This window comes from Halopseudomonas xinjiangensis, from assembly GCF_900104945.1.
In the GTDB taxonomy this organism is placed as follows: Bacteria; Pseudomonadota; Gammaproteobacteria; order Pseudomonadales; family Pseudomonadaceae; genus Halopseudomonas; species Halopseudomonas xinjiangensis.
This window is the reverse complement of sequence record NZ_LT629736.1, coordinates 1,500,366-1,518,655: the sequence shown is the minus strand read 5'-3', so window position 1 is coordinate 1,518,655 and position 18,290 is coordinate 1,500,366. Positions and strand designations below refer to the sequence as shown.

Here is an 18,290-nt window from a genome sequence, read left to right as displayed (position 1 = left end):
GGCCTGCGCCCGGGCCCACCCGATTCTCTGGTGACTGGAATTTCATGTTCAGACCGCTGCCTTTCTTCATTGGCCTGCGCTACACGCGTGCCAAGCGACGCAATCACTTCATTTCCTTTATATCACTGATTTCCATGCTTGGCCTGACGCTGGGCGTGCTGGTGATGATTCTTGTGCTCTCGGTCATGAATGGCTTCGATCGTGAGCTGCGCACGCGAATCCTGGGAATGGTGCCACACGCCACCATCAACGGATATCAGCCGATCGACGACTGGCGGTCGCTGGCTGATGCGTTGCTCGCAGATCCGAGAGTGGAAGCCGCCGCGCCGTTCGTGCAGCTCCAGGGCATGTTGACCCACGACGGAAACGTAGCGCCGGTGTTGGTCAATGGTGTGATACCCGAAGCGGAAGCCCGGGTTTCGATCATCGAGGACCATATGCAGGCTGGGTCGCTCGATAATCTTGCCGATGGTGAATTCGGGATCATCATAGGCGAGCTGACCGCGCGCCGGTTCGGCGTGGGGGAAGGGGATATGCTCACTTTCGTTCTACCTGAGGCATCGGTTACGCCGGCCGGCGTGTTTCCTCGGCTCAAGCGATTCCGAGTGGCGGGCATATTCAAGGTAGGAGCCGAGTTGGACAGCTCGCTGGCGCTGATTCACGCCGGCGACGCAGCGCGGCTCACACGCTGGAAGCCGGGTCAGGTGCAGGGGGTGCGCATCAAGCTGCAGGATCTGTTCGAAGCTCCCCGTGTCGCCTGGGACCTGGTGACACGGCTTCCCGGAGAGTATTACGCCCAGGACTGGACGCGTAGCCACGGTAATCTCTTCGCCGCTATTCGCATGGAAAAAACCATGATTGGCTTGCTGCTGCTGCTGATCGTCGCGGTCGCTGCATTCAACATCATTTCCACCCTGGTGATGGTGGTGACCGACAAGAAAGCGGACATCGCCATCCTGAGAACGCTGGGTGCTTCCCCAGGCACCATCATGGGCATATTCATGGTTCAAGGGTCGGTCATCGGTGTGGTCGGGACAGTCGCCGGTTGCATTCTCGGGGTGTTGGCGGCGCTCAACGTCTCGGCGCTGGTCGCCGGGTTGGAAGGCATGCTCGGCACGCAATTCCTGAGTTCCGACGTGTACTTCATCAACTACCTGCCGTCCCAGCTGATCTGGAGCGATGTGGTACTTATTTGCGCGGCCGGGCTGGGCATGAGCTTCCTGGCGACGCTATACCCGGCCTGGCGTGCGTCGCGTACCGAGCCAGCGGAGGCCCTGCGCTATGACTGATGTCGTGTTGGAATGTCGTGAGCTGAGCAAGGAATATGCGATTGGTCCGCAGCGACTCAAGGTTCTTGATGGCGTCAATCTCACCCTTCGTCGCGGTGAGCGTATCGCCATCGTGGGCAGTTCAGGGTCTGGCAAGACGACGCTGCTCAACATGCTCGGTGGACTGGATACACCCAGCGAAGGCGAGGTTTGGCTGGCAGGACAACAGATGTCGGCGCTACGTGAATCGGAGCGGGGCAAGCTGCGCAATACCGGTCTTGGCTTCGTCTACCAGTTCCACCATTTGCTCGCCGAGTTCAGCGCGCTGGAAAACGTATCGATGCCTTTGTTGATTGGTAGTCGTCCGATCGCCGACGTGCGGGCGCGAGCTGAGGAGATGCTTGCACGGGTGGGGTTGTCTGCGCGGACCGGACACAAACCGGCCGAGTTGTCCGGCGGAGAGAGGCAGCGGGTGGCGATCGCCCGGGCATTGATCAACCAGCCAGCCTGCGTGCTACTCGACGAACCGACCGGGAACCTCGATCAGCACACGGCGCGAGGCATCCAGCAACTGATGCTTGAGCTGAGTCAGAGTCTGAAGACAGCGTTTCTGGTGGTGACGCATGATCTTGCCCTTGCCGGGCAGATGGATCGTGCACTGACCCTGAACGAGGGCCGGTTGCAGGAAAAGCAGATCCGCTAACTTTTCGTTCAGCTCTGGTGACGACGTCTCATTTTGCGTCGTTGCCAGTTGCGGTAAACCCACAAACGCCAATACAACATCGTCGCGCTGTAGCCAATGAGCGCCGCGATGATGCCGATCAGTAGTGAACCCACCAGGAGCGGTTGCCAGAGATGCTGAATCTCTGCGCTCAACCACGTCAACGATAGTTCCATCGGCATGGTGCGCTCAGGCGTGCCGAGCAGCAGGGTGCCGATCTTGTATTCAATGAAAAAGATCGGCGGCATGGTTACCGGATTGGTCAGCCACACCAGGCCGACCGAGATGGGCAGATTTGCCCGCGAAGGTACTGCTACGGACGCTGAAAGCAGCATCTGCATCGGAATTGGCAGCAGGGCGACGAACAAACCAATGGCAACTGCTCGAGCCACACTGTGGCGGTTAAGGTGCCACAGGTTTGGATCATGCAGCATCGTGCCGAGGAAGCGCAGCGACTTGTTGGCTTTGATGCGCTCGGGGGTGGGCATGTAGCGTTTGAGTAGGCGGCGCGGCATCGCAAACCATTGGCTGCTGGAAGAGTAAAACCAATTATGCATGGAATGTCAGGCAGTAACTACCGCCTGACAGAGCAGTGGCGAACAGGATGTTTCCACAATGAATCTACCGCTAGGCCTGACGGCGGTGTTCGTCGGGCTGATCACGCCGCTTTCGTTTCCGGCGCTTGCTCCGCCATGGCTTATCGCAGTCTTCGCAGTCGCTTCCTGTACGGCAGCGATGCACCCACGCTGGCGTCCTGTCGCGCTGTTTCTGCTGGGTCTGGCATGGGCATGCAACCATCATCAGACGGCGATGGACGAGCGACTCCCCGAGCATCTCGACAACCAGCGAATTACGTTCACCGGGCAAGTAGCCGGCTTGCCCGAGCGGACCGCGCTTGGTTGGCGTTTTCTCATCGAGAATGCGCATCACGCCGAAACTGGCGGCGCGCTTCCGATCATGCGGGCGCACTGGTATGCGGGCGAGGCGGTAGAGCCCGGAGAGCGGTGGCGCTTTGTTGGCAACCTGCGTCGACCGCGCGGCATGTCCAATCCGGGGGGCTTCGATTACGAGTCCTGGCTATTCGCTCAACAGATTGGAGCGGTAGCGAGTATCCGCTCAGGCGAACGTATCGAGGCCGAGGCCCAGAGCCTTTCACGCTGGCGGAGGCTGGTGCGTCAGCGGCTTAGCGAGACGCTCTCGGCATACCCCGGTGGGGAGCGCTTGATCGCTCTGGTGGTCGGGGACCGCAGCGCGCTCGACGACACTGATTGGCAAACGCTGCAGGCCACTGGCACCGGGCACCTGATGGTGATATCCGGACTGCACGTAGGTATGGTCGCAGCCGCGGTTTTCGCGATGGTCTCGGCAATCGGTTGGCTGGGATTGCTGCGCGTATCGTACCCGCAACAATGGCTTGCGGCGCCTTTGGCGCTATCGGCTGCCGCCCTGTACGCCGGCCTTGCCGGGTTTGCAGTGCCCACCCAGAGAGCGCTGCTCATGGTGGCGCTGGTGCTGTTGGCGCGTTTGCGCTACCGGCAGATCAACGCCTGGGTTTTCTGGTTGGGCGCGCTGTGCGCGGTGACGATCCTGGCTCCGGCCGCGCCGCTGAGGGCGGGTTTCTGGCTCTCTTTCGTGGCGGTAGGGCTGTTACTGCTCGGCATGGCCGGGCGCCTGGCCATACGCGGAATCTGGTGGCGCTGGGGGCGGGCGCAATGGGTCATCTTCATCGGCCTCTGGCCGTGGCTGGTCCTCTGGGGTATGCCCGGAAGCCTGACTGCTCCGGTGGTCAACCTGATTGCCATTCCCTGGGTCAGTCTAGCGGTCGTACCGGCCGCCCTGCTTGGCACTCTGACTGAGCTTTATTTCGACTCTTCGACCCTGCTGTGGTTGTCCGCAAAGGCTTTGAACGCTTTGTTTTATCTGCTGGAGCATGCTGCGTCGTGGCGTGCGCCGGTAACGCTTGGGTTTCCGGGGTGGGTCAACTGGAGCATCGGAGCGGCTGGCGCATTGGCGCTGATAAGCCCTCTATCCAGTATTCTTCGAATCCCGGCGCTGGCCTGCCTGGTGGCGCTGTTTCTCCCAACTTCGCGTATCCCCGAGCCGGGCGGGTTCTGGGTGACAGCGCTGGACGTCGGGCAGGGCCTGTCGGTGTTGGTCCAGACACACTCCCACGTCCTGCTGTATGACACTGGCGCGCGCCTGCGTAGCGGCTTTGACCTGGGCGAAGCGGTCGTCTACCCGGCACTGCTCGATCTCGGCGTCAGTAAACTCGATACGCTCCTGCTCAGCCACGCCGACAACGACCATGCTGGCGGAGCGGCGGCGCTTATGGAGCGCATTCCCGTAGGGCGCGTGCTGTCTGGCCAGCCCGATGAGCTCGCCAGCCTAGGCGCGCAACCCTGCCAGCCGGGGGAGAGTTGGAGCAGGGATGGGGTCGAGTTCCGTGTCGTGTACAGCGCACCGCCGCCTGCCCCTGCAAATGAGCGTTCCTGCGTATTGCGTATTACCAGCCAATGGGGTTCGGTTTTGTTACCTGGTGATCTGGGTATTCGCGGCGAGTATCAAATGCTCGCCGAACCGTTGAGGGCGGATCTGCTGATCGCGCCGCATCATGGCAGCCGAACGTCGTCCTCCTACGCCTTCATCCGCGCGGTTTCGCCGCGTTGGGTGGTGTTCAGCTCGGCTTTCTACAGTCCATTCGGGCATCCGCATCAGAAGGTTGTGGAACGTTACCGAGAATTGCATGCGGAACCGGTTTATACTGCGCGCTCCGGGGCGATCAGGTTCGAATTTGACGAGTCAGGTCCAGGCAGGTTGAGCTGGCACTGGCGGGATGAGAACAGACGCTTCTGGCACGAATAACAACATCGATTTTCACAGGCGGCTGACGGACGAGCCGTGTACGGGCCTGTGCTAGAGTCATATCAGTTTGGGGGAGGGATCGCTTGTGTGGGAATTGATCAGTGCCGGTGGCTGGCTGATGTTGCCGATTCTGTTGTCGTCGGTCATCGCCGTGGCAATCATCATCGAACGCTTATGGACACTGCGCACCAGTCGCATAGCCCCTCCCAATCTCCTCGGCCAGGTCTGGCGCTGGGTCAAGGATGGTCAACTTGACGCCGTCAAATTGAAGACCTTGCGCGCTGATTCGCCGCTCGGCGAGATCCTTGCGGCCGGTCTGGCCAATGCCCGTCATGGCAGGGAAATCATGAAGGAGTGCATTCAGGAGGGGGCGAGCAAGGTGATCCACGAGATGGAACGCTATCTCAACACGCTTGGTACCATCGCTGCGATCACCCCTTTGCTGGGTCTGCTGGGAACCGTCATCGGCATGATCGACGTGTTCAGTGCGATCATGACCCAGGGAACCGGCAACACCGGTGTGCTGGCCGGCGGTATTTCCAAGGCGCTCGTGACCACAGCGGCCGGCCTCACGGTGGCCATTCCTGCGTTGTTCTTCCACCGCTTCTTTGTACGTCGTGTTGACGAGCTGGTGGTGAGCATGGAGCAGGAAGCGACCAAACTGGTAGAGGTCATGCAAGGTAATCGTGAGATCGACAGCGGTGCTGGTGGCGAACCTGTTCCGCTACGTACCGGCAGCGGTCGTAAAGGGGCCTGACCGTGAATTTCCGCCGACAGAAACTCGACGAGGTCGGGGTCAATCTGACGCCGTTGATCGACGTAGTATTCCTGCTGCTCATCTTTTTCATGGTTTCCACCACATTCACTCGCGAAACGCAGTTGAAAATCGATCTGCCGCAAGCCGGCTCCGGAGAGACGGTGGACTCGGCTGCTCCGCAGCAGATCGAGGTTACGATTTCCGCTGCGGGCGAAACCGCGATCAATGACAAGGTTCTCATCGACCCGAGTCTGGAGAAGCTCATGGCTGCCCTGCAGCGGGAGTCGGCAGGGAATAACAACCTGCCGGTTATCATCACTGCCGACGCCCAGACCCCACACCAGGCAGTGATTACGGCGATGGATGCGGCTGGTCAGCTCGGTTTCGGTCGGCTGCGTCTGACTACCAGTCAAATGGAGGCGGGCGGCTCGCAGTGAGCAGTCCAGCTGTTGAGCGATTTTTCCTGCGCGCGTGGTATGAGCGGCATCGCTGGCTGATGCTGCTCAGACCGCTCTCCGCGCTATACGCCAGTCTTGTTGTCCGCCGCCGAGCACGATATCTGTCCGGTCGGGCGGAGCAATGGGCGCCACCGGTGCCTGTGATCGTAGTCGGGAACATCACCCTTGGAGGCACCGGCAAAACGCCAATGTGTCTTTGGCTGATCGAGCACCTGCGCGCCAGAGACTTGCGCGTCGGGCTGATCAGCAGAGGATATGGCGCCGAGCCGGGCGACTTTCCGCGATTTGTCCAGGCTGGCGATGCGCCGACTCAGAGTGGCGACGAGCCGCTGTTGATCGCTCGGCGCTTCGATATACCTGTGGTAATTGATCCCGACCGGCCTCGTGGTTGCCGCGCCTTGCTAGAGCACCATAGGGTCGACGTGATCATCAGTGATGATGGTCTGCAGCATTATCGGCTCGGGCGTAGCGTCGAATTGGTGATGATCGATCACGCTCGCGGCCTGGGTAACGGACGCTGTCTGCCAGAGGGCCCTCTGCGCGAGCCGGCGGACCGACTGAAAAGCGTGGATCTGCTGGTGCGCAATGGCGCGCCTGCCGACGCTGAGGGCTGCTACGCGATGCGTTTAGAGCCAGTAGCATTGGTTAACGTGCGCAGCGGGCAGCGCATGGCTATCGATAGCTGGCGCGGGACACGAGAGGTCGAGGCGCTGGCAGGCATCGGTAACCCTCAACGCTTCTTCGATACGTTGCAGCAGCTTGGCTTTGCGCCAAGAAAACATGCCTTCGGCGATCACGCCGATTACAATGCAGACAGTTTTGCCGGATTCGACGCCTCGCGCCCGGTCATCATGACCGAAAAGGACGCGGTCAAATGCAACGAGCTGGCGCAGGACAACTGGTGGTACCTGAGCGTGGAGGCGGTTCTAAGCGACGCATTCGCCAAAGCTCTGGACGCCCGGTTGCCCCGATCACTTTTCCCTGGAGAGCCCTGATGGATCCGAAACTGCTCGATATACTCGCCTGTCCGTTATGCAAAGGACCTTTGGTCCAAAACCGGGACAAGAGCGAGCTGTGGTGCCGTGCCGATGGACTGGCTTATCCGGTGCGCGACGGCATTCCGGTTATGCTGGAAAGCGAAGCCCGCGCCCTTGACGCCGATGAGCGTCTGGATCGCTGATATGTATCACGTCATTATTCCCGCCCGCTTTGCCTCCACCCGTTTGCCTGGCAAACCGCTGCAGGATATCGCAGGCAAGCCGATGATTCAGCGAGTCTGGGAACAGGCACGCCAAAGCAGTGCGCTTAGCGTGACGGTTGCGACCGATGATCAACGGATCGTCGACGCTTGCAGAGGCTTCGGTGCCGACGTGGTGCTGACGCGTGAGGATCACCCCTCGGGTACCGATCGCTTGCAGGAAGTCGTGTCTCACCTGGAACTGCCTGCGAATGCCTGCGTGGTGAACGTGCAGGGTGATGAGCCCATGCTTCCCCCGGCACTCATTGAGCAAGTGGCAGCCGACCTGCAGGCCGCCCCTCAGGCGAGCATTGCCACGCTGGCGGAACCGCTGACCGATATCGACGCGCTGTTCAACCCGAACGTAGTGAAGGTTGTGACCGATCAGGCGGGCTACGCGCTGTATTTCAGCCGCGCGCCTATGCCTTGGTGTCGCGACCAATTTGCCGGGGGGCGGCCGGCCTCGCTGCCCGCTGATGTCGCCTTTCGTCGGCATATCGGTCTTTATGCCTATCGAGTACGCTTCCTTCACGATTACGTCTCCTGGCCGGTCAGCCCGCTGGAAACCGTGGAATCGTTGGAGCAGCTACGCGCGCTCTGGTACGGCCAGCGCATCCATGTAGCTGATGCGTGCGTAACGCCACCAGCGGGTGTCGATACATTCGAGGATCTGGCGCGCGTCCGTTCGCTTCTGGGCGGCGCATGACTGCCGCGCTTGGATCGGTGAGCGAGCCGTGATGACCTCGGTGCGCCAGTCCGTTGATCTCCGACATTACAACACCTTCGGTATCTGCGAACCGGCAGATCATCTCGTTGAAGTCGAGACGCTCTCACAGCTGCTCGACGCACTGGCGCTGGCGGACCGACATGGCTGGGCCGTTACGATTCTGGGCGGCGGCAGCAATGTCGTTTTGGGCGGACCGGTTCCGGGCCTGCTGATCTGCATGCGCAGCCTTGGCAGACGAGTGTTGGCTCGGCACGATGACGCGGTGCTAATCGAAGCTGCAGCGGGCGAAAACTGGCATCGGCTAGTCGCCTGGTCTCTCGACCAGGGGCTCTCCGGGCTGGAAAATCTTTCATTGATTCCGGGTACTACGGGTGCGGCGCCGGTCCAGAATATCGGCGCCTACGGTATCGAGTTGGCCGATGTGTTCGACAGTCTGGACGCACTTGATCGAAAGACGGCTCAAGTCCTGCGCTTCGATCGGCAGGCCTGTGACTTCGGCTACCGGGATAGCGTTTTCAAGCGTCATCCGGGGCGCTTCGTCATCCTCCAGGTTCGGCTACGTCTGTCACGCACGCCTCGATTGCGCGTCGATTATGCACCGCTTCGGGCCGCCTGGGATGAGACCGGTCTGACCCGGCCCGATTCCCGTGTGGTCGCCGAACTGGTCTGCCGCATTCGTCGCTCCAAACTTCCTGATCCGGCGCTGATTGGCAATGCCGGCAGCTTTTTCAAGAATCCTGTGGTCTCGAGCGAGCAGGCAGAGCGTTTGCGTAGGGACCATCCCGCCATGCCCTGCTATCCACAGGGTGTGGACTCGGTAAAGCTCGCCGCGGGCTGGCTGATCGATCAGGCAGGCTGGCGTGGGCTGCGGCGAGGTACGGTCGGGGTGCATCGCGATCAGGCGCTGGTGTTGGTCAATCATGGCGGTGCGAAGGGGAAGGACGTGATGGCTCTGGCAGATGAGATTCGCTCTGACGTGGGCAGCCGCTTCGGGGTTGCTCTCGAGATGGAGCCGCAGTTGCTCGGCGGGTAGATCAATACTGGTTGTTCAGAAGCAAAAAAAGGGATGCCGAGGCATCCCTTTTTCATGTCGCCCGGAATTTATTCCTTGGGCTTCTGGTCATCCTCGTCTTCCTTGCTTTCGAACTGCTGTGCGAGAGCATGGGTGTCGGGGTGACCAGTCTTCCCTGTGCCATCTTCAGTCGGAACGTCGTTGGCCTGAGACTCATCGTCCAGCTGCTGGCCCATCACGTTGGTGTCCGGATGGCCGGCAACGTCGCTGGGTTCGGGCTGGGTCTGAGTATTCACTTCCGCTTCCGACGGCATGTCAAGCTGCTGTTCCAGTACGTTCAGGTCCGGATGCCCCACATCGCCGGTTGCGTTGTGCACAGGCTTCTCTGCTGGCTCGGTGGCTCCGCTTTCACCTTCGCCCTCGAACTGCTGCGCGAGCACGTTGGTATCGGGATGTGCGTCGTCACCGGTCGCGTTGGCCGAGCTCGGTGCTTCGGCAGTCTCCAGGGGCAGGGTGGATTGCTGAGCTTCGGCTGCCTCGGCAGCTTGCTGCTCGGCCATGCGCTTGGCTTCCTGCTGACGGCGACGCACTTCACGCGGATCATTATACGCACGACCGCTTTCGGTCAGAGCCGGTGCAGCCGCGGGCTCCTCAGCGACTGCGGGCTCGTCAACGGAGGGCTTGTCTGCAGCGGCCGGGGCGGGCTCTTCTGCCTGCTCTGGCTTGGCTTCAGGTTCTGCCTGTGCTTCGACCTGGTTGACGGTTGGCGCTTGAACCTGTTCGGGCTCGTCGGACAGTTCCGCCGTCAGACCTGCGTCAGCATCGATCGCTTCGGCGCTGTGTTCGCCAGCCTGATCCCGCCGCGACTGGCTGAAGGCTTCGACTGCATTCGAGATCGATTGCTCGGCGTCGGCTGCATTCTGATTGAGGCCTTCTTCGACTGGCGTCTGGACGTCGCCCGGAGCATCGTCGCTAGTCGTTTCCGACTCGCTCGGGCTCATGTTCGCCGAAACCTCGCCAAGGCCGGAAGCAATCGCAGCGGTAGCGGCGGCGGCAGCTTCGGTCGAGACCTGAGGCGTCTTCTCTGCGGCTTCCTGTCCGGCCTCGGACTGGTCATTAGCCGCTTCGTCACCACTCGCAGCGGTTTCATCCTGAGCGGGTCGGCTACGGCGGTTGTTGCGGCGGCGCTGACTGTTGCGCGAGCGGCGCTTGGGACGATCGCCCTCGTTCTGCTCGTCCTGCTGCTCGGCATCAATGGCTACGGTGTCTTCGACATCCGGCTTTTCTTCCTGACGCGGACGACGTTCGGACTGGTTGCGTGGTTCTACAGGCGCATCGGTGCGCGCTGATTCTTCCTCGCGTGGTGCGCGCTCGGCTGCTTCCGGATTGCGACGGCGGCGGCGGGTAGTTTCCACCGGCTTGCTTTCAACAGCCTGCTCGGTCTTGCGTTCCGCCTGCTCAGTCTTGCGTTCTGGTCGTTCGGTACGCTCAGCTCGCTCCGCGCGCTCAGGACGCTCGTTTCGCTCCTGACGACCGCCAGCCTGCTTGCGATCGCCTTCGCTGCGCTCAGGCCGCTCGCTACGTGAGCGGCGACGTCCGTTACGACGATCGTCGCCACGGTTGCTGTCACGGCTCGGCTTACGCTCCGGGCGCTGCTGCTCGGTTGGAGCCTTTTCTTCAGTGACCTCCGGTTCCGAGTTGCCGGCGAACAGGCTTACCAGGGACTTGATGATGCCTTTGAACAATCCCGGCTGGCTCTGCTGGATGACCTGGGTGACGGCTACGGGGGCCGGAGCGGGGGTCGGTGCCGGACGGGAAGGGGCGATGCTCTTTACTGCCGCTTCCTGACGAACGATCGCACGGGTCTGGCTGACCTGAACGGGTTCCTCGGCAACCACCTCAACCTTCATGGCGTAGCTGGTCTCGTTGTTGACCACTGACTCGTGATCATCACGCAGACGCTGTACGTCGAAATGCGGCGTTTCCATATGCTCGCTTGGCAGGATGACCAGACGCACCTTGGTGCGCTTTTCGGTCTTGGCCAGTGCTTCGCGCTTTTCATTGAGCAGGAAGGTCGCGACGGCGATCGGCACGTGGGCACGTACTTCCGCGGTGCGCTCTTTCAGCGCTTCCTCTTCGATGAGCCGCAGGACCGAAAGGGACAAGGATTCCACGTCGCGAATGGTGCCGCGACCGTTGCATCGCGGACATACGATGCCGCTGGTTTCGCCAAGCGAGGGACGCAGGCGCTGACGGGACATTTCCAGAAGGCCGAAGCGGGAGATGCGCCCGACCTGCACGCGGGCGCGATCGGCTTCGAGGCTTTCGCGGACTCGCTCTTCGACTGCGCGCTGGTTCTTGGCCGGCGTCATGTCGATGAAATCGATGACGATGAGGCCGCCGATATCGCGCAAGCGCAGCTGCCTGGCGATTTCTTCGGCGGCTTCGAGGTTGGTCTGCAAGGCAGTTTCTTCGATATCACCGCCCTTGGTCGCGCGAGCAGAGTTGATGTCGATCGAAACCAGTGCTTCGGTGTGGTCGATCACAATGGATCCACCTGACGGCAGCTTCACTTCGCGCTCGAATGCGGTCTCGATCTGGCTTTCGATCTGGAAGCGGTTGAACAGCGGAACGCTGTCGTCGTACAACTTGACCTTGCTGGCGTACTGCGGCATCACCTGACTGATAAAATTCAGTGCTTCTTCCTTGACCGTTTCGCTGTCAATCAGCACTTCGCCGATGTCCTGGCGCAGGTAGTCGCGGATGGCGCGGATGATGACGTTGCTTTCCTGGTAGATCAGGAAAGGGGCGGTGCGCTCGGAAGACGCTGATTTGATGGCTTCCCACAGTTGCAGCAGGTAGTCGAGATCCCACTGCAGTTCCTCGGCGCTGCGGCCCAGGCCGGCGGTGCGCACGATCATGCCCATGTCGGCAGGAATGTTGAGGCTGTTTAGTGCTTCGCGCAGCTCGTTGCGCTCTTCACCCTCGATGCGACGAGAAATACCGCCAGCACGGGGATTGTTCGGCATCAGAACCAGGTAGCGTCCGGCCAGACTGATGAAAGTAGTGAGGGCTGCACCCTTGTTGCCGCGCTCTTCCTTGTCGACCTGGACGATGACTTCCTGGCCTTCCTTGAGCACTTCCTTGATGTTGACACGGCCTTCAGGCTGTTTGGAGAAGTATTCCCGCGAGATTTCCTTAAGGGGGAGGAAGCCGTGACGTTCGGACCCGAAGTCAACGAACGCGGCTTCGAGGCTGGGCTCGACGCGAGTGATGCGGCCCATGTAGATATTGGCCTTCTTTTGTTCCCGTGCCCCGGATTCGATGTCCAGGTCGTACAGGCGCTGGCCGTCTACCAGTGCGACGCGCAACTCTTCAGGTTGAGTTGCGTTGATCAGCATTCTTTTCATGAAGTACCGTTGTGTCCAGTGCCAACCGGAACGACACATAACGGCACCCGAGACTCATCTGCCAGGTGTCAGGTGTGTTTCTGCATGGGCCAACCTTGCCCTTGTTCAGAGTTCATATCGTTGCCCGGGGCAGCGACAGTTCGGTCTGTATACGGCGAGTACAGAGAAACGCATCTTCGAACCTTCTTCACTACCAGCTGTGCACCGCCATACTGCGTTGAAGGGCGTAGGCATCCACACTGTGGATATAACCGAAACGCCTCATTCGCCTTCTCTGGCTCTGGCCCGCGGAGGTGAAAGGTTCTTAGGGAGGAATCAGCCGGACTTGGACGGGGACACATTAATTGGCAAGTGTCAGCGCTCGTCACATGATCCTGAAGCTGTGCATCTCCACCTAAACACTTACCCATCTGAATCGGGTGCCGCTCATCGTCATCCAGCGAGCGGGTTGAATATTCTGCCTGCCACATGGCAGACAGCATGTCGAGCACGGCTCACCGGCATCTTCTTTTAGCCTGGCCAAGCCTCTGTCTCGGTATTTCTGGGGAGTTGGGCCAGGTTCCTTCGAACCCGGGTTCCCCGGCTGCAAGACAAGCAGCTCGCTGGACTATATCAGCATTTTTTAAGTGCTTCAATTAGCTCAAAAAATGTATTATGCGCGCATGACAGAGCCTTCCTCCAGCACCTCCGCATCCGTTCAGACCGACCTCATCGATGAGGGTCATGCCGGTCAGCGCATCGACAACTATCTGATCACCCGTCTCAAGGGCGCTCCCAAGACGCTGGTCTACCGCATCCTGCGAAAGGGCGAGGTGCGCGTCAACAAAGGCCGGATCAAGCCTGACTATCGGCTGAAGGCCGGCGATCTGGTGCGCATCCCTCCAGTGCGGTTGCCCACTCCGGAGGAGCCGGTGCTGGTCGGTCAAGGCATCCTGCAGGCGTTGCAGGACAACATCCTGTATGAAGACAAGGGACTGATCGTTATCAACAAGCCTGCGGGCCTGGCGGTACATGGCGGCAGCGGTGTCAATTTCGGTGTGATCGAAGCGATGCGTCAGCTTCGTCCGGAGTGTGATCAGCTGGAATTGGTCCACAGGCTGGATCGAGACACGTCCGGCTGCCTGATGATCGCAAAGAAGCGCAGCATGCTTCGCCATCTTCATGCGGCGCTGCGTGGTGACGGGGTGACCAAATGCTACATGGCTCTCGTTCGTGGTCGCTGGCCCGCGACCACGCGCCGTGTTCACGCCCCGTTGCAGAAGAACAATCTGCGATCCGGCGAGCGGATGGTGGAAGTGAACGCCGAAGGAAAGGAGTCATTGACGGAGTTCAAGGTTCTGCAGCGCTTTGGCGATGTGGCAACCCTGGTCGAGGCTCGACCGATCACCGGGCGGACGCACCAGATCCGTGTCCACGCCCGGCACGCCGGTCACCCGATTGCCGGAGACCCCAAATACGGTGACGATGAATTTTCTACTTTGGTTCGAGAAGTTGGCGGTAAGCGGATGTTCCTGCACGCCTTTTCCCTCTCTGCGGAACTGCCGGACGGCTCGCGGCTGGACGTCCGGGCAGAGCCGGGGCCAATATGGGATCGCACTCTGAACAAGCTTGGTTCGAATGGCTGATCTGCGTGCGCTCATATTCGATTGGGATGGCACCTTGGCCGATTCGGTCCTGCGTATCGTCCGGGCAATGCAAGCCGCTGCCGATCTGACAGAGCTGCCGCGCTGCTCCGATCGTGCCGTGAAAGATATTATTGGCCTGGGTTTGCCCGAGGCTATCTCTACGCTGTATCCGACCATCGATGCCGATCAAGCGGAGGTGCTGCGCAGTGCATACAGCGGCTGCTATCTGCAGCTGGAGCAGACCCCGTCACCCTTGTTCCCTGGCGTGCTTGACGCCCTCGATGCGTTCCGCCGGCAAGGCGTCAAGCTCGCTGTGGCGACGGGCAAAAGCCGGAGGGGGCTGCAGCGGGTCATGGCAGCCCATGACCTGGAAGGCTTTTTCGATTCGACTCGGTGTGCGGATGAAACCGCGAGCAAACCGGACCCTCTGATGTTGCGGCTGATTCTAGCGGAGCTCGATGTGCAGCCGGCGCAGGCAATGATGCTCGGAGACAGTGAATTCGACCTGCGTATGGCCTCGGCTGCCGGGGTGCGTCCGGTGGCGGTCAGTTATGGCGCGCAGCCGCGTGAGCATCTCTTGCGCTTCGCTCCGGAGCGATGTATTGATGATTTCAACGAATTTCACGGCTGGGTAATGCCGCAGCTAAGCGGCCGGCCGGTTACAGAGGTATAACGATGCAATCGGATCGGTGGACGGAAGGCGAAATGGTGTCACGCGAAGACGAGGTAAAGGGTGGCGAGGATCGTAAGGCCTGGACCCTGTTAGAGAAAACCCTGATGGCGTCGGTTCAGGAGCAGCGCCGCTCGCGTCGCTGGGGTATCTTTTTCAAGATCCTCACGTTTGCCTATCTGTTCGCAGCGGTAATGCTTTTTTCTCCTTTCCGTGGCATGGATGAGAGCAAGGGTGTCGGCGAGCCGCACACGGCGGTGGTCGAAGTGCGCGGCACAATTGCCGATCTGGAAGAGGCTTCGGCAGATAACCTCGTTACCAGCTTGCGGCGCGCTTTCGAAGATGAAAATACGCGGGGCGTGGTGCTGCGCATCAACAGTCCGGGCGGAAGCCCTGTGCAGTCCGGCTACGTCTACGACGAAATCAAGCGACTACGCGGCGAATACCCCGAGACGAAGGTATATGCGGTGATCGCCGATATCGGTGCCTCGGGGGCCTATTATATAGCTGCAGCGGCTGACGAGATCTACGCAGACAAGGCCAGTCTGGTGGGGTCGATCGGCGTCACCGCTGCTGGCTTTGGTTTCGTCGAGACGCTGGACAAGCTCGGTGTGGAGCGTCGGACCTATGCGTCTGGAGAACACAAGACCTTCCTTGACCCTTTTCAGCCAGAAAAGCCCGAAGAGCGCGAGTTCTGGCAGACAGTGCTGGACACCACGCATCGCCAGTTCATCGAGCAGGTCAAGGCGGGGCGGGGCGACCGGTTGAAAGACCATCCCGAGTTATTCAGCGGGCTGGTATGGTCCGGCGAACAGGCTCTGGAGTTGGGTCTGGTCGATGGTTTGGCGAGCACCTCGACGGTAGCCCGGGACATCATCGGTGCGGAGGAAACTGTCGATTTCACCCACCGCGAATCACCACTGCAGCGGTTCACTCGCCAATTGGGTACCAGCATGGGCAATGCCATTGCCACCCGGTTGGGTCTGGAGTCGTCGCCAGCGCTGCGCTGAGTCCGATCAGGGGAGGTTGATCCCTTCATTGGCAAGCATGTCGCACAGCCTGATCAGCGGAAGACCGATCAGGCTGTTGGGGTCGTCTCCGCGCAAGGAGGCGAATAAACTGATCCCCAGTCCCTCCATCTTGAAGCTCCCAGCGCAGTCATACGGTCTTTCGGCGTGCAAGTAACGCTCAATGCTGTCATCGCTCAACTTCCGAAATGTTACGTGAAAGCGCTCGACGGCGAGCTGCAAGCGTCCGTTCGCCGTATTGAGCAGACAGAGCGCGGTCGAGAACGTGATGCAGCGGCCGCTAGAGCGGCGCAGCTGAATCGTCGCCTCGGCATGGTTTCCGGGTTTGCTTACAGGCTCGCCGTCCAATAGTGCAACCTGATCAGAGCCAATGATGAGATGTGCCGGGTAGCGTTCCGCGAGTGCATGGGCCTTGGTTTTGGCCAGACGCATAGTGAGATCCTCTGCGGATTCGCTGCTGAGCGGCGTTTCGTCGATGTCAGGGCTGCAGCATTCGAACTCGATACCCAGGCGCTGCAACAGGTCCCGGCGATAGGGTGAGCCGGAAGCCAGGATGAGGCGAGTCATCGCGTTCCTCTATTTAGGGGTGGGCTGAATGTATCGACGCATTCTATAGTGTTTAAGGCCCGGCGCAGCCGGTACAAATTCGATGCAAATAGTTTTGACAGTAGCCACCTGCATCCATAGAATTGCGCGCTTATGTCTGGACCCATACCTGCACACATAGAACCACGCCGACTCGTCGATCGCGGAATCGTCCTGAAAGGGCCGGTGAGCGCGGCGAAAATGTCGCGTCTGAATGCTCTGCTTGCCGCTCCGGCCGGCGATATCCAGGTCGAGCTGGAGTTCGGTCGCGACGAACAGCGCATTCCGATGATGGGCGGTCACTACCAGGTCGATGCGACGCTGATTTGTCAGCGGTGCCTTGAGCCGGTGGAGATTCCGCTGAATAGTCGATGCGAGGTGGGGTTCGTGGAAAACGACGAGGCGGCTCGCACGCTGCCGCGTCAGTATGAACCGGTTATTCTGGATGATGAGTCGCTCGATCTGATCTCATTGATCGAAGACGAGTTGCTGCTGGCATTACCTGCAGTTCCGATGCATCCAACAGGAACATGCCAGCATCCGCCTGGTTTCCAGTCCGATGATGCCGGGCAGCCGGAGGAGGAGGCGAGCAAGCCCAACCCCTTCAGCGTGCTGGCCAAGTTAAAACGCGATACCTGAGCTTAGGAGCTTAAAGTCATGGCTGTACAGCAGAACAAAAAGTCCCGTTCCGCACGCGACATGCGTCGTTCGCACGACGCCCTGTCCGCACCGGCGTTGTCCGTTGACAAGTCCACCGGTGAAACTCACCTTCGTCACCACGTGTCGCCGGACGGTTTCTACCGCGGTCGCCAGGTGATCAACAAGGACAACGACGAATAAGTCTTGTCCGCGTCAGTCCGTCTTGCGATTGATGTGATGGGCGGGGATTTCGGTCCTCGCTGCATTATTCCTGCTATTGCCCGCTGTCTCTCGACACATCCTGGGCTCAAGGTCATTCTGGTTGGCTCATCCGAGTCGATGCATGAACAGGTGACTCACTATCCGCTTCCTCAGGATCGGATACGCTGGGTACCGGCGACCGAAATCATTCTTGCCGATGACTCCCCTGCTAGCGTGCTTCGTCACAAGCGCGATGCGTCCATGCGCGTGGCGATTGAACAGGTCCGTGATGGTGTGGCTGACGGCTGTCTCAGTGCTGGCAACACCGGTGCTTTGATGGTTCTAGCTCGCTCTATTCTAGGCACCCTTGAGGGTATCGAGCGACCGGCGATCATGGCGGCGCTCCCCGTGTCAGGCAAGGCGTGTCATGTTCTGGACATGGGCGCGAACGTCGATTGTTCGGCAACACAGCTGTTCGAGTTTGCGGTCATGGCATCCGAGACCGTGCGCGAGACCACTGGGCTGGCCCGGCCGCGTGTTGGTCTGCTCAACATTGGGCGCGAAGTCCACAAAGGCGGGAAGGTCGTCCGTGACGTCTCCGACATGCTCAGACGCTGCCCGGCGCTGAATTATGTCGGTCATATCGAAGGTGACGGTCTGTTTCGTGACGAAGCGGATGTCGTCGTCTGCGACGGGTTTGTCGGCAATGTCGTGCTCAAGGCCAGCGAAGGCCTGGCGCTTTATCTTCAGTCCGAACTCAAACAGGCGCTCGCGGCGAATCGCTGGCTCCGTCTCATGTCTCCATTGTTGCGCAGCGCGCTGAAGCCGTTTGGCGAACGGCACGATCCGGCTCGCTACAACGGTGCCAGTCTGCTCGGTCTCAACGGCGTGGTGGTCAAAAGCCATGGTGCAGCGAACCAGTTGGCCTTCGAGACCGCGATCGAGCGGGCAATGATCGCTTGTCGGGCGGGACTGCCCAAGCGAATCGCCCATAAGCTCGCCGAGTGCCGGCTGCAGTTGTGACCCTTGTCTGCCCGTGGGCATCAAACCTCCGGACCGGCGAGCTGTCCTAGCCTTCTATAAACGATAA

The 18,290-nt window shown here is 60.3% G+C and carries 18 protein-coding genes; 15 read left to right on the top strand and 3 right to left on the bottom strand.

The genetic code is table 11. The features are described 5' to 3' along the window. The first annotated feature begins 44 nt into the window (after positions 1-44). Entirely contained in the window at positions 45-1,289 is a 1,245-nt protein-coding gene (locus tag BLT85_RS06945; RefSeq protein WP_093392525.1) for a lipoprotein-releasing ABC transporter permease subunit, read from the top strand. Then, the gene (lolD, locus tag BLT85_RS06940; protein WP_093392523.1) at positions 1,282-1,971 is read left to right on the top strand and encodes a lipoprotein-releasing ABC transporter ATP-binding protein LolD; all 690 of its coding nucleotides are present in this window, start codon (positions 1,282-1,284) and stop codon (positions 1,969-1,971) included. The genes BLT85_RS06945 and lolD overlap by 8 nt, the downstream gene beginning before the upstream one ends. An 8-nt stretch (positions 1,972-1,979) precedes the next feature. Here lolD and BLT85_RS06935 read toward each other — a convergent pair whose 3' ends face one another. Beyond that, complete coding sequence (locus BLT85_RS06935; protein WP_093397491.1) at positions 1,980-2,504, bottom strand: DUF2062 domain-containing protein; 525 nt, start codon at positions 2,502-2,504, stop codon at positions 1,980-1,982. A 100-nt stretch (positions 2,505-2,604) separates the two neighbouring features. On the opposite strand from BLT85_RS06935, the gene BLT85_RS06930 reads away from it, so the two are divergent. The 7 genes from BLT85_RS06930 (at position 2,605) to murB (ending at position 9,063) form a co-directional block, all read left to right on the top strand. Further along, the gene (locus BLT85_RS06930; protein WP_093392521.1) at positions 2,605-4,851 is read left to right on the top strand and encodes a DNA internalization-related competence protein ComEC/Rec2; all 2,247 of its coding nucleotides are present in this window, start codon (positions 2,605-2,607) and stop codon (positions 4,849-4,851) included. An 85-nt stretch (positions 4,852-4,936) separates the two neighbouring features. Beyond that, positions 4,937-5,608 (top strand): MotA/TolQ/ExbB proton channel family protein, encoded by a 672-nt coding sequence (locus BLT85_RS06925; protein ID WP_093392519.1) that lies wholly within the window; start codon positions 4,937-4,939, stop codon positions 5,606-5,608. A 2-nt stretch (positions 5,609-5,610) separates the two neighbouring features. After that, positions 5,611-6,045 carry an ExbD/TolR family protein gene (locus tag BLT85_RS06920; RefSeq protein ID WP_093392517.1) on the top strand — a complete coding sequence of 145 codons (435 nt, stop codon included), beginning with the start codon at positions 5,611-5,613 and terminating at the stop codon, positions 6,043-6,045. Between the two features lie 59 nt (positions 6,046-6,104). Further along, positions 6,105-7,061, top strand: coding sequence for a tetraacyldisaccharide 4'-kinase (gene lpxK / locus BLT85_RS06915; RefSeq protein ID WP_231701584.1), 957 nt, complete (start codon positions 6,105-6,107; stop codon positions 7,059-7,061). Further along, positions 7,061-7,246, top strand: coding sequence for a Trm112 family protein (locus tag BLT85_RS06910; protein WP_093392515.1), 186 nt, complete (start codon positions 7,061-7,063; stop codon positions 7,244-7,246). Before lpxK ends, BLT85_RS06910 begins: the two co-directional genes overlap by 1 nt. Further along, a complete protein-coding gene (gene kdsB / locus BLT85_RS06905; RefSeq protein WP_093397485.1) occupies positions 7,239-8,009 on the top strand; it encodes a 3-deoxy-manno-octulosonate cytidylyltransferase in 771 nt (256 codons plus the stop codon). Before BLT85_RS06910 ends, kdsB begins: the two co-directional genes overlap by 8 nt. Positions 8,010-8,037: 28 nt before the next feature. Beyond that, positions 8,038-9,063, top strand: coding sequence for a UDP-N-acetylmuramate dehydrogenase (gene murB / locus BLT85_RS06900; RefSeq protein WP_093392513.1), 1,026 nt, complete (start codon positions 8,038-8,040; stop codon positions 9,061-9,063). A 68-nt stretch (positions 9,064-9,131) separates the two neighbouring features. On the opposite strand, the gene rne is transcribed toward murB, so the two are convergent. Further along, entirely contained in the window at positions 9,132-12,452 is a 3,321-nt protein-coding gene (rne, locus tag BLT85_RS06895; RefSeq protein WP_172829817.1) for a ribonuclease E, read from the bottom strand. 662 nt (positions 12,453-13,114) lie between these two features. On the opposite strand from rne, the gene rluC reads away from it, so the two are divergent. The 3 genes from rluC to sppA are packed head-to-tail and all read left to right on the top strand — an operon-like array spanning position 13,115 to position 15,757. Next, complete coding sequence (gene rluC / locus BLT85_RS06890) at positions 13,115-14,077, top strand: 23S rRNA pseudouridine(955/2504/2580) synthase RluC (protein WP_093397478.1); 963 nt, start codon at positions 13,115-13,117, stop codon at positions 14,075-14,077. After that, positions 14,070-14,750 (top strand): HAD-IA family hydrolase, encoded by a 681-nt coding sequence (locus BLT85_RS06885; protein ID WP_093392509.1) that lies wholly within the window; start codon positions 14,070-14,072, stop codon positions 14,748-14,750. The genes rluC and BLT85_RS06885 overlap by 8 nt, the downstream gene beginning before the upstream one ends. Positions 14,751-14,752: 2 nt before the next feature. Then, a complete protein-coding gene (gene sppA, locus BLT85_RS06880; RefSeq protein WP_407920161.1) occupies positions 14,753-15,757 on the top strand; it encodes a signal peptide peptidase SppA in 1,005 nt (334 codons plus the stop codon). 6 nt (positions 15,758-15,763) lie between these two features. On the opposite strand, the gene BLT85_RS06875 is transcribed toward sppA, so the two are convergent. Beyond that, positions 15,764-16,342 carry a Maf family protein gene (locus tag BLT85_RS06875; protein ID WP_093392507.1) on the bottom strand — a complete coding sequence of 193 codons (579 nt, stop codon included), beginning with the start codon at positions 16,340-16,342 and terminating at the stop codon, positions 15,764-15,766. Positions 16,343-16,561: 219 nt separating this feature from the next. Here BLT85_RS06875 and BLT85_RS06870 point away from each other — a divergent pair, with 219 nt between their 5' ends. From BLT85_RS06870 to plsX, 3 genes are read left to right on the top strand one after another with little or no spacing between them, the layout of a single operon-like run. Continuing rightward, positions 16,562-16,999, top strand: coding sequence for a YceD family protein (locus tag BLT85_RS06870; protein ID WP_157718144.1), 438 nt, complete (start codon positions 16,562-16,564; stop codon positions 16,997-16,999). Positions 17,000-17,017: 18 nt separating this feature from the next. Next, a complete protein-coding gene (rpmF, locus tag BLT85_RS06865; protein WP_093392503.1) occupies positions 17,018-17,200 on the top strand; it encodes a 50S ribosomal protein L32 in 183 nt (60 codons plus the stop codon). 3 nt (positions 17,201-17,203) lie between these two features. After that, positions 17,204-18,223, top strand: a complete 1,020-nt coding sequence (plsX, locus tag BLT85_RS06860; protein ID WP_093392501.1) for a phosphate acyltransferase PlsX — start codon at positions 17,204-17,206, stop codon at positions 18,221-18,223. The last annotated feature ends 67 nt before the right edge of the window (positions 18,224-18,290 follow it).

Excerpts from the sequence above, each read along its gene's own strand:
- BLT85_RS06945 (WP_093392525.1), top strand. The coding sequence starts at position 45 with ATGTTCAGACCGCTGCCTTTCTTCATTGGCCTGCGCTACACGCGTGCC.
- lolD (WP_093392523.1), top strand. The coding sequence starts at position 1,282 with ATGACTGATGTCGTGTTGGAATGTCGTGAGCTGAGCAAGGAATATGCG.
- BLT85_RS06935 (WP_093397491.1), bottom strand. The coding sequence starts at position 2,504 with ATGCCGCGCCGCCTACTCAAACGCTACATGCCCACCCCCGAGCGCATC.
- BLT85_RS06930 (WP_093392521.1), top strand. The coding sequence starts at position 2,605 with ATGAATCTACCGCTAGGCCTGACGGCGGTGTTCGTCGGGCTGATCACG.
- lpxK (WP_231701584.1), top strand. The coding sequence starts at position 6,105 with ATGCTGCTCAGACCGCTCTCCGCGCTATACGCCAGTCTTGTTGTCCGC.
- BLT85_RS06910 (WP_093392515.1), top strand. The coding sequence starts at position 7,061 with ATGGATCCGAAACTGCTCGATATACTCGCCTGTCCGTTATGCAAAGGA.
- rne (WP_172829817.1), bottom strand. The coding sequence starts at position 12,452 with ATGAAAAGAATGCTGATCAACGCAACTCAACCTGAAGAGTTGCGCGTC.
- rluC (WP_093397478.1), top strand. The coding sequence starts at position 13,115 with ATGACAGAGCCTTCCTCCAGCACCTCCGCATCCGTTCAGACCGACCTC.
- BLT85_RS06885 (WP_093392509.1), top strand. The coding sequence starts at position 14,070 with ATGGCTGATCTGCGTGCGCTCATATTCGATTGGGATGGCACCTTGGCC.
- sppA (WP_407920161.1), top strand. The coding sequence starts at position 14,753 with ATGCAATCGGATCGGTGGACGGAAGGCGAAATGGTGTCACGCGAAGAC.
- BLT85_RS06875 (WP_093392507.1), bottom strand. The coding sequence starts at position 16,342 with ATGACTCGCCTCATCCTGGCTTCCGGCTCACCCTATCGCCGGGACCTG.
- BLT85_RS06870 (WP_157718144.1), top strand. The coding sequence starts at position 16,562 with ATGTCGCGTCTGAATGCTCTGCTTGCCGCTCCGGCCGGCGATATCCAG.
- rpmF (WP_093392503.1), top strand. The coding sequence starts at position 17,018 with ATGGCTGTACAGCAGAACAAAAAGTCCCGTTCCGCACGCGACATGCGT.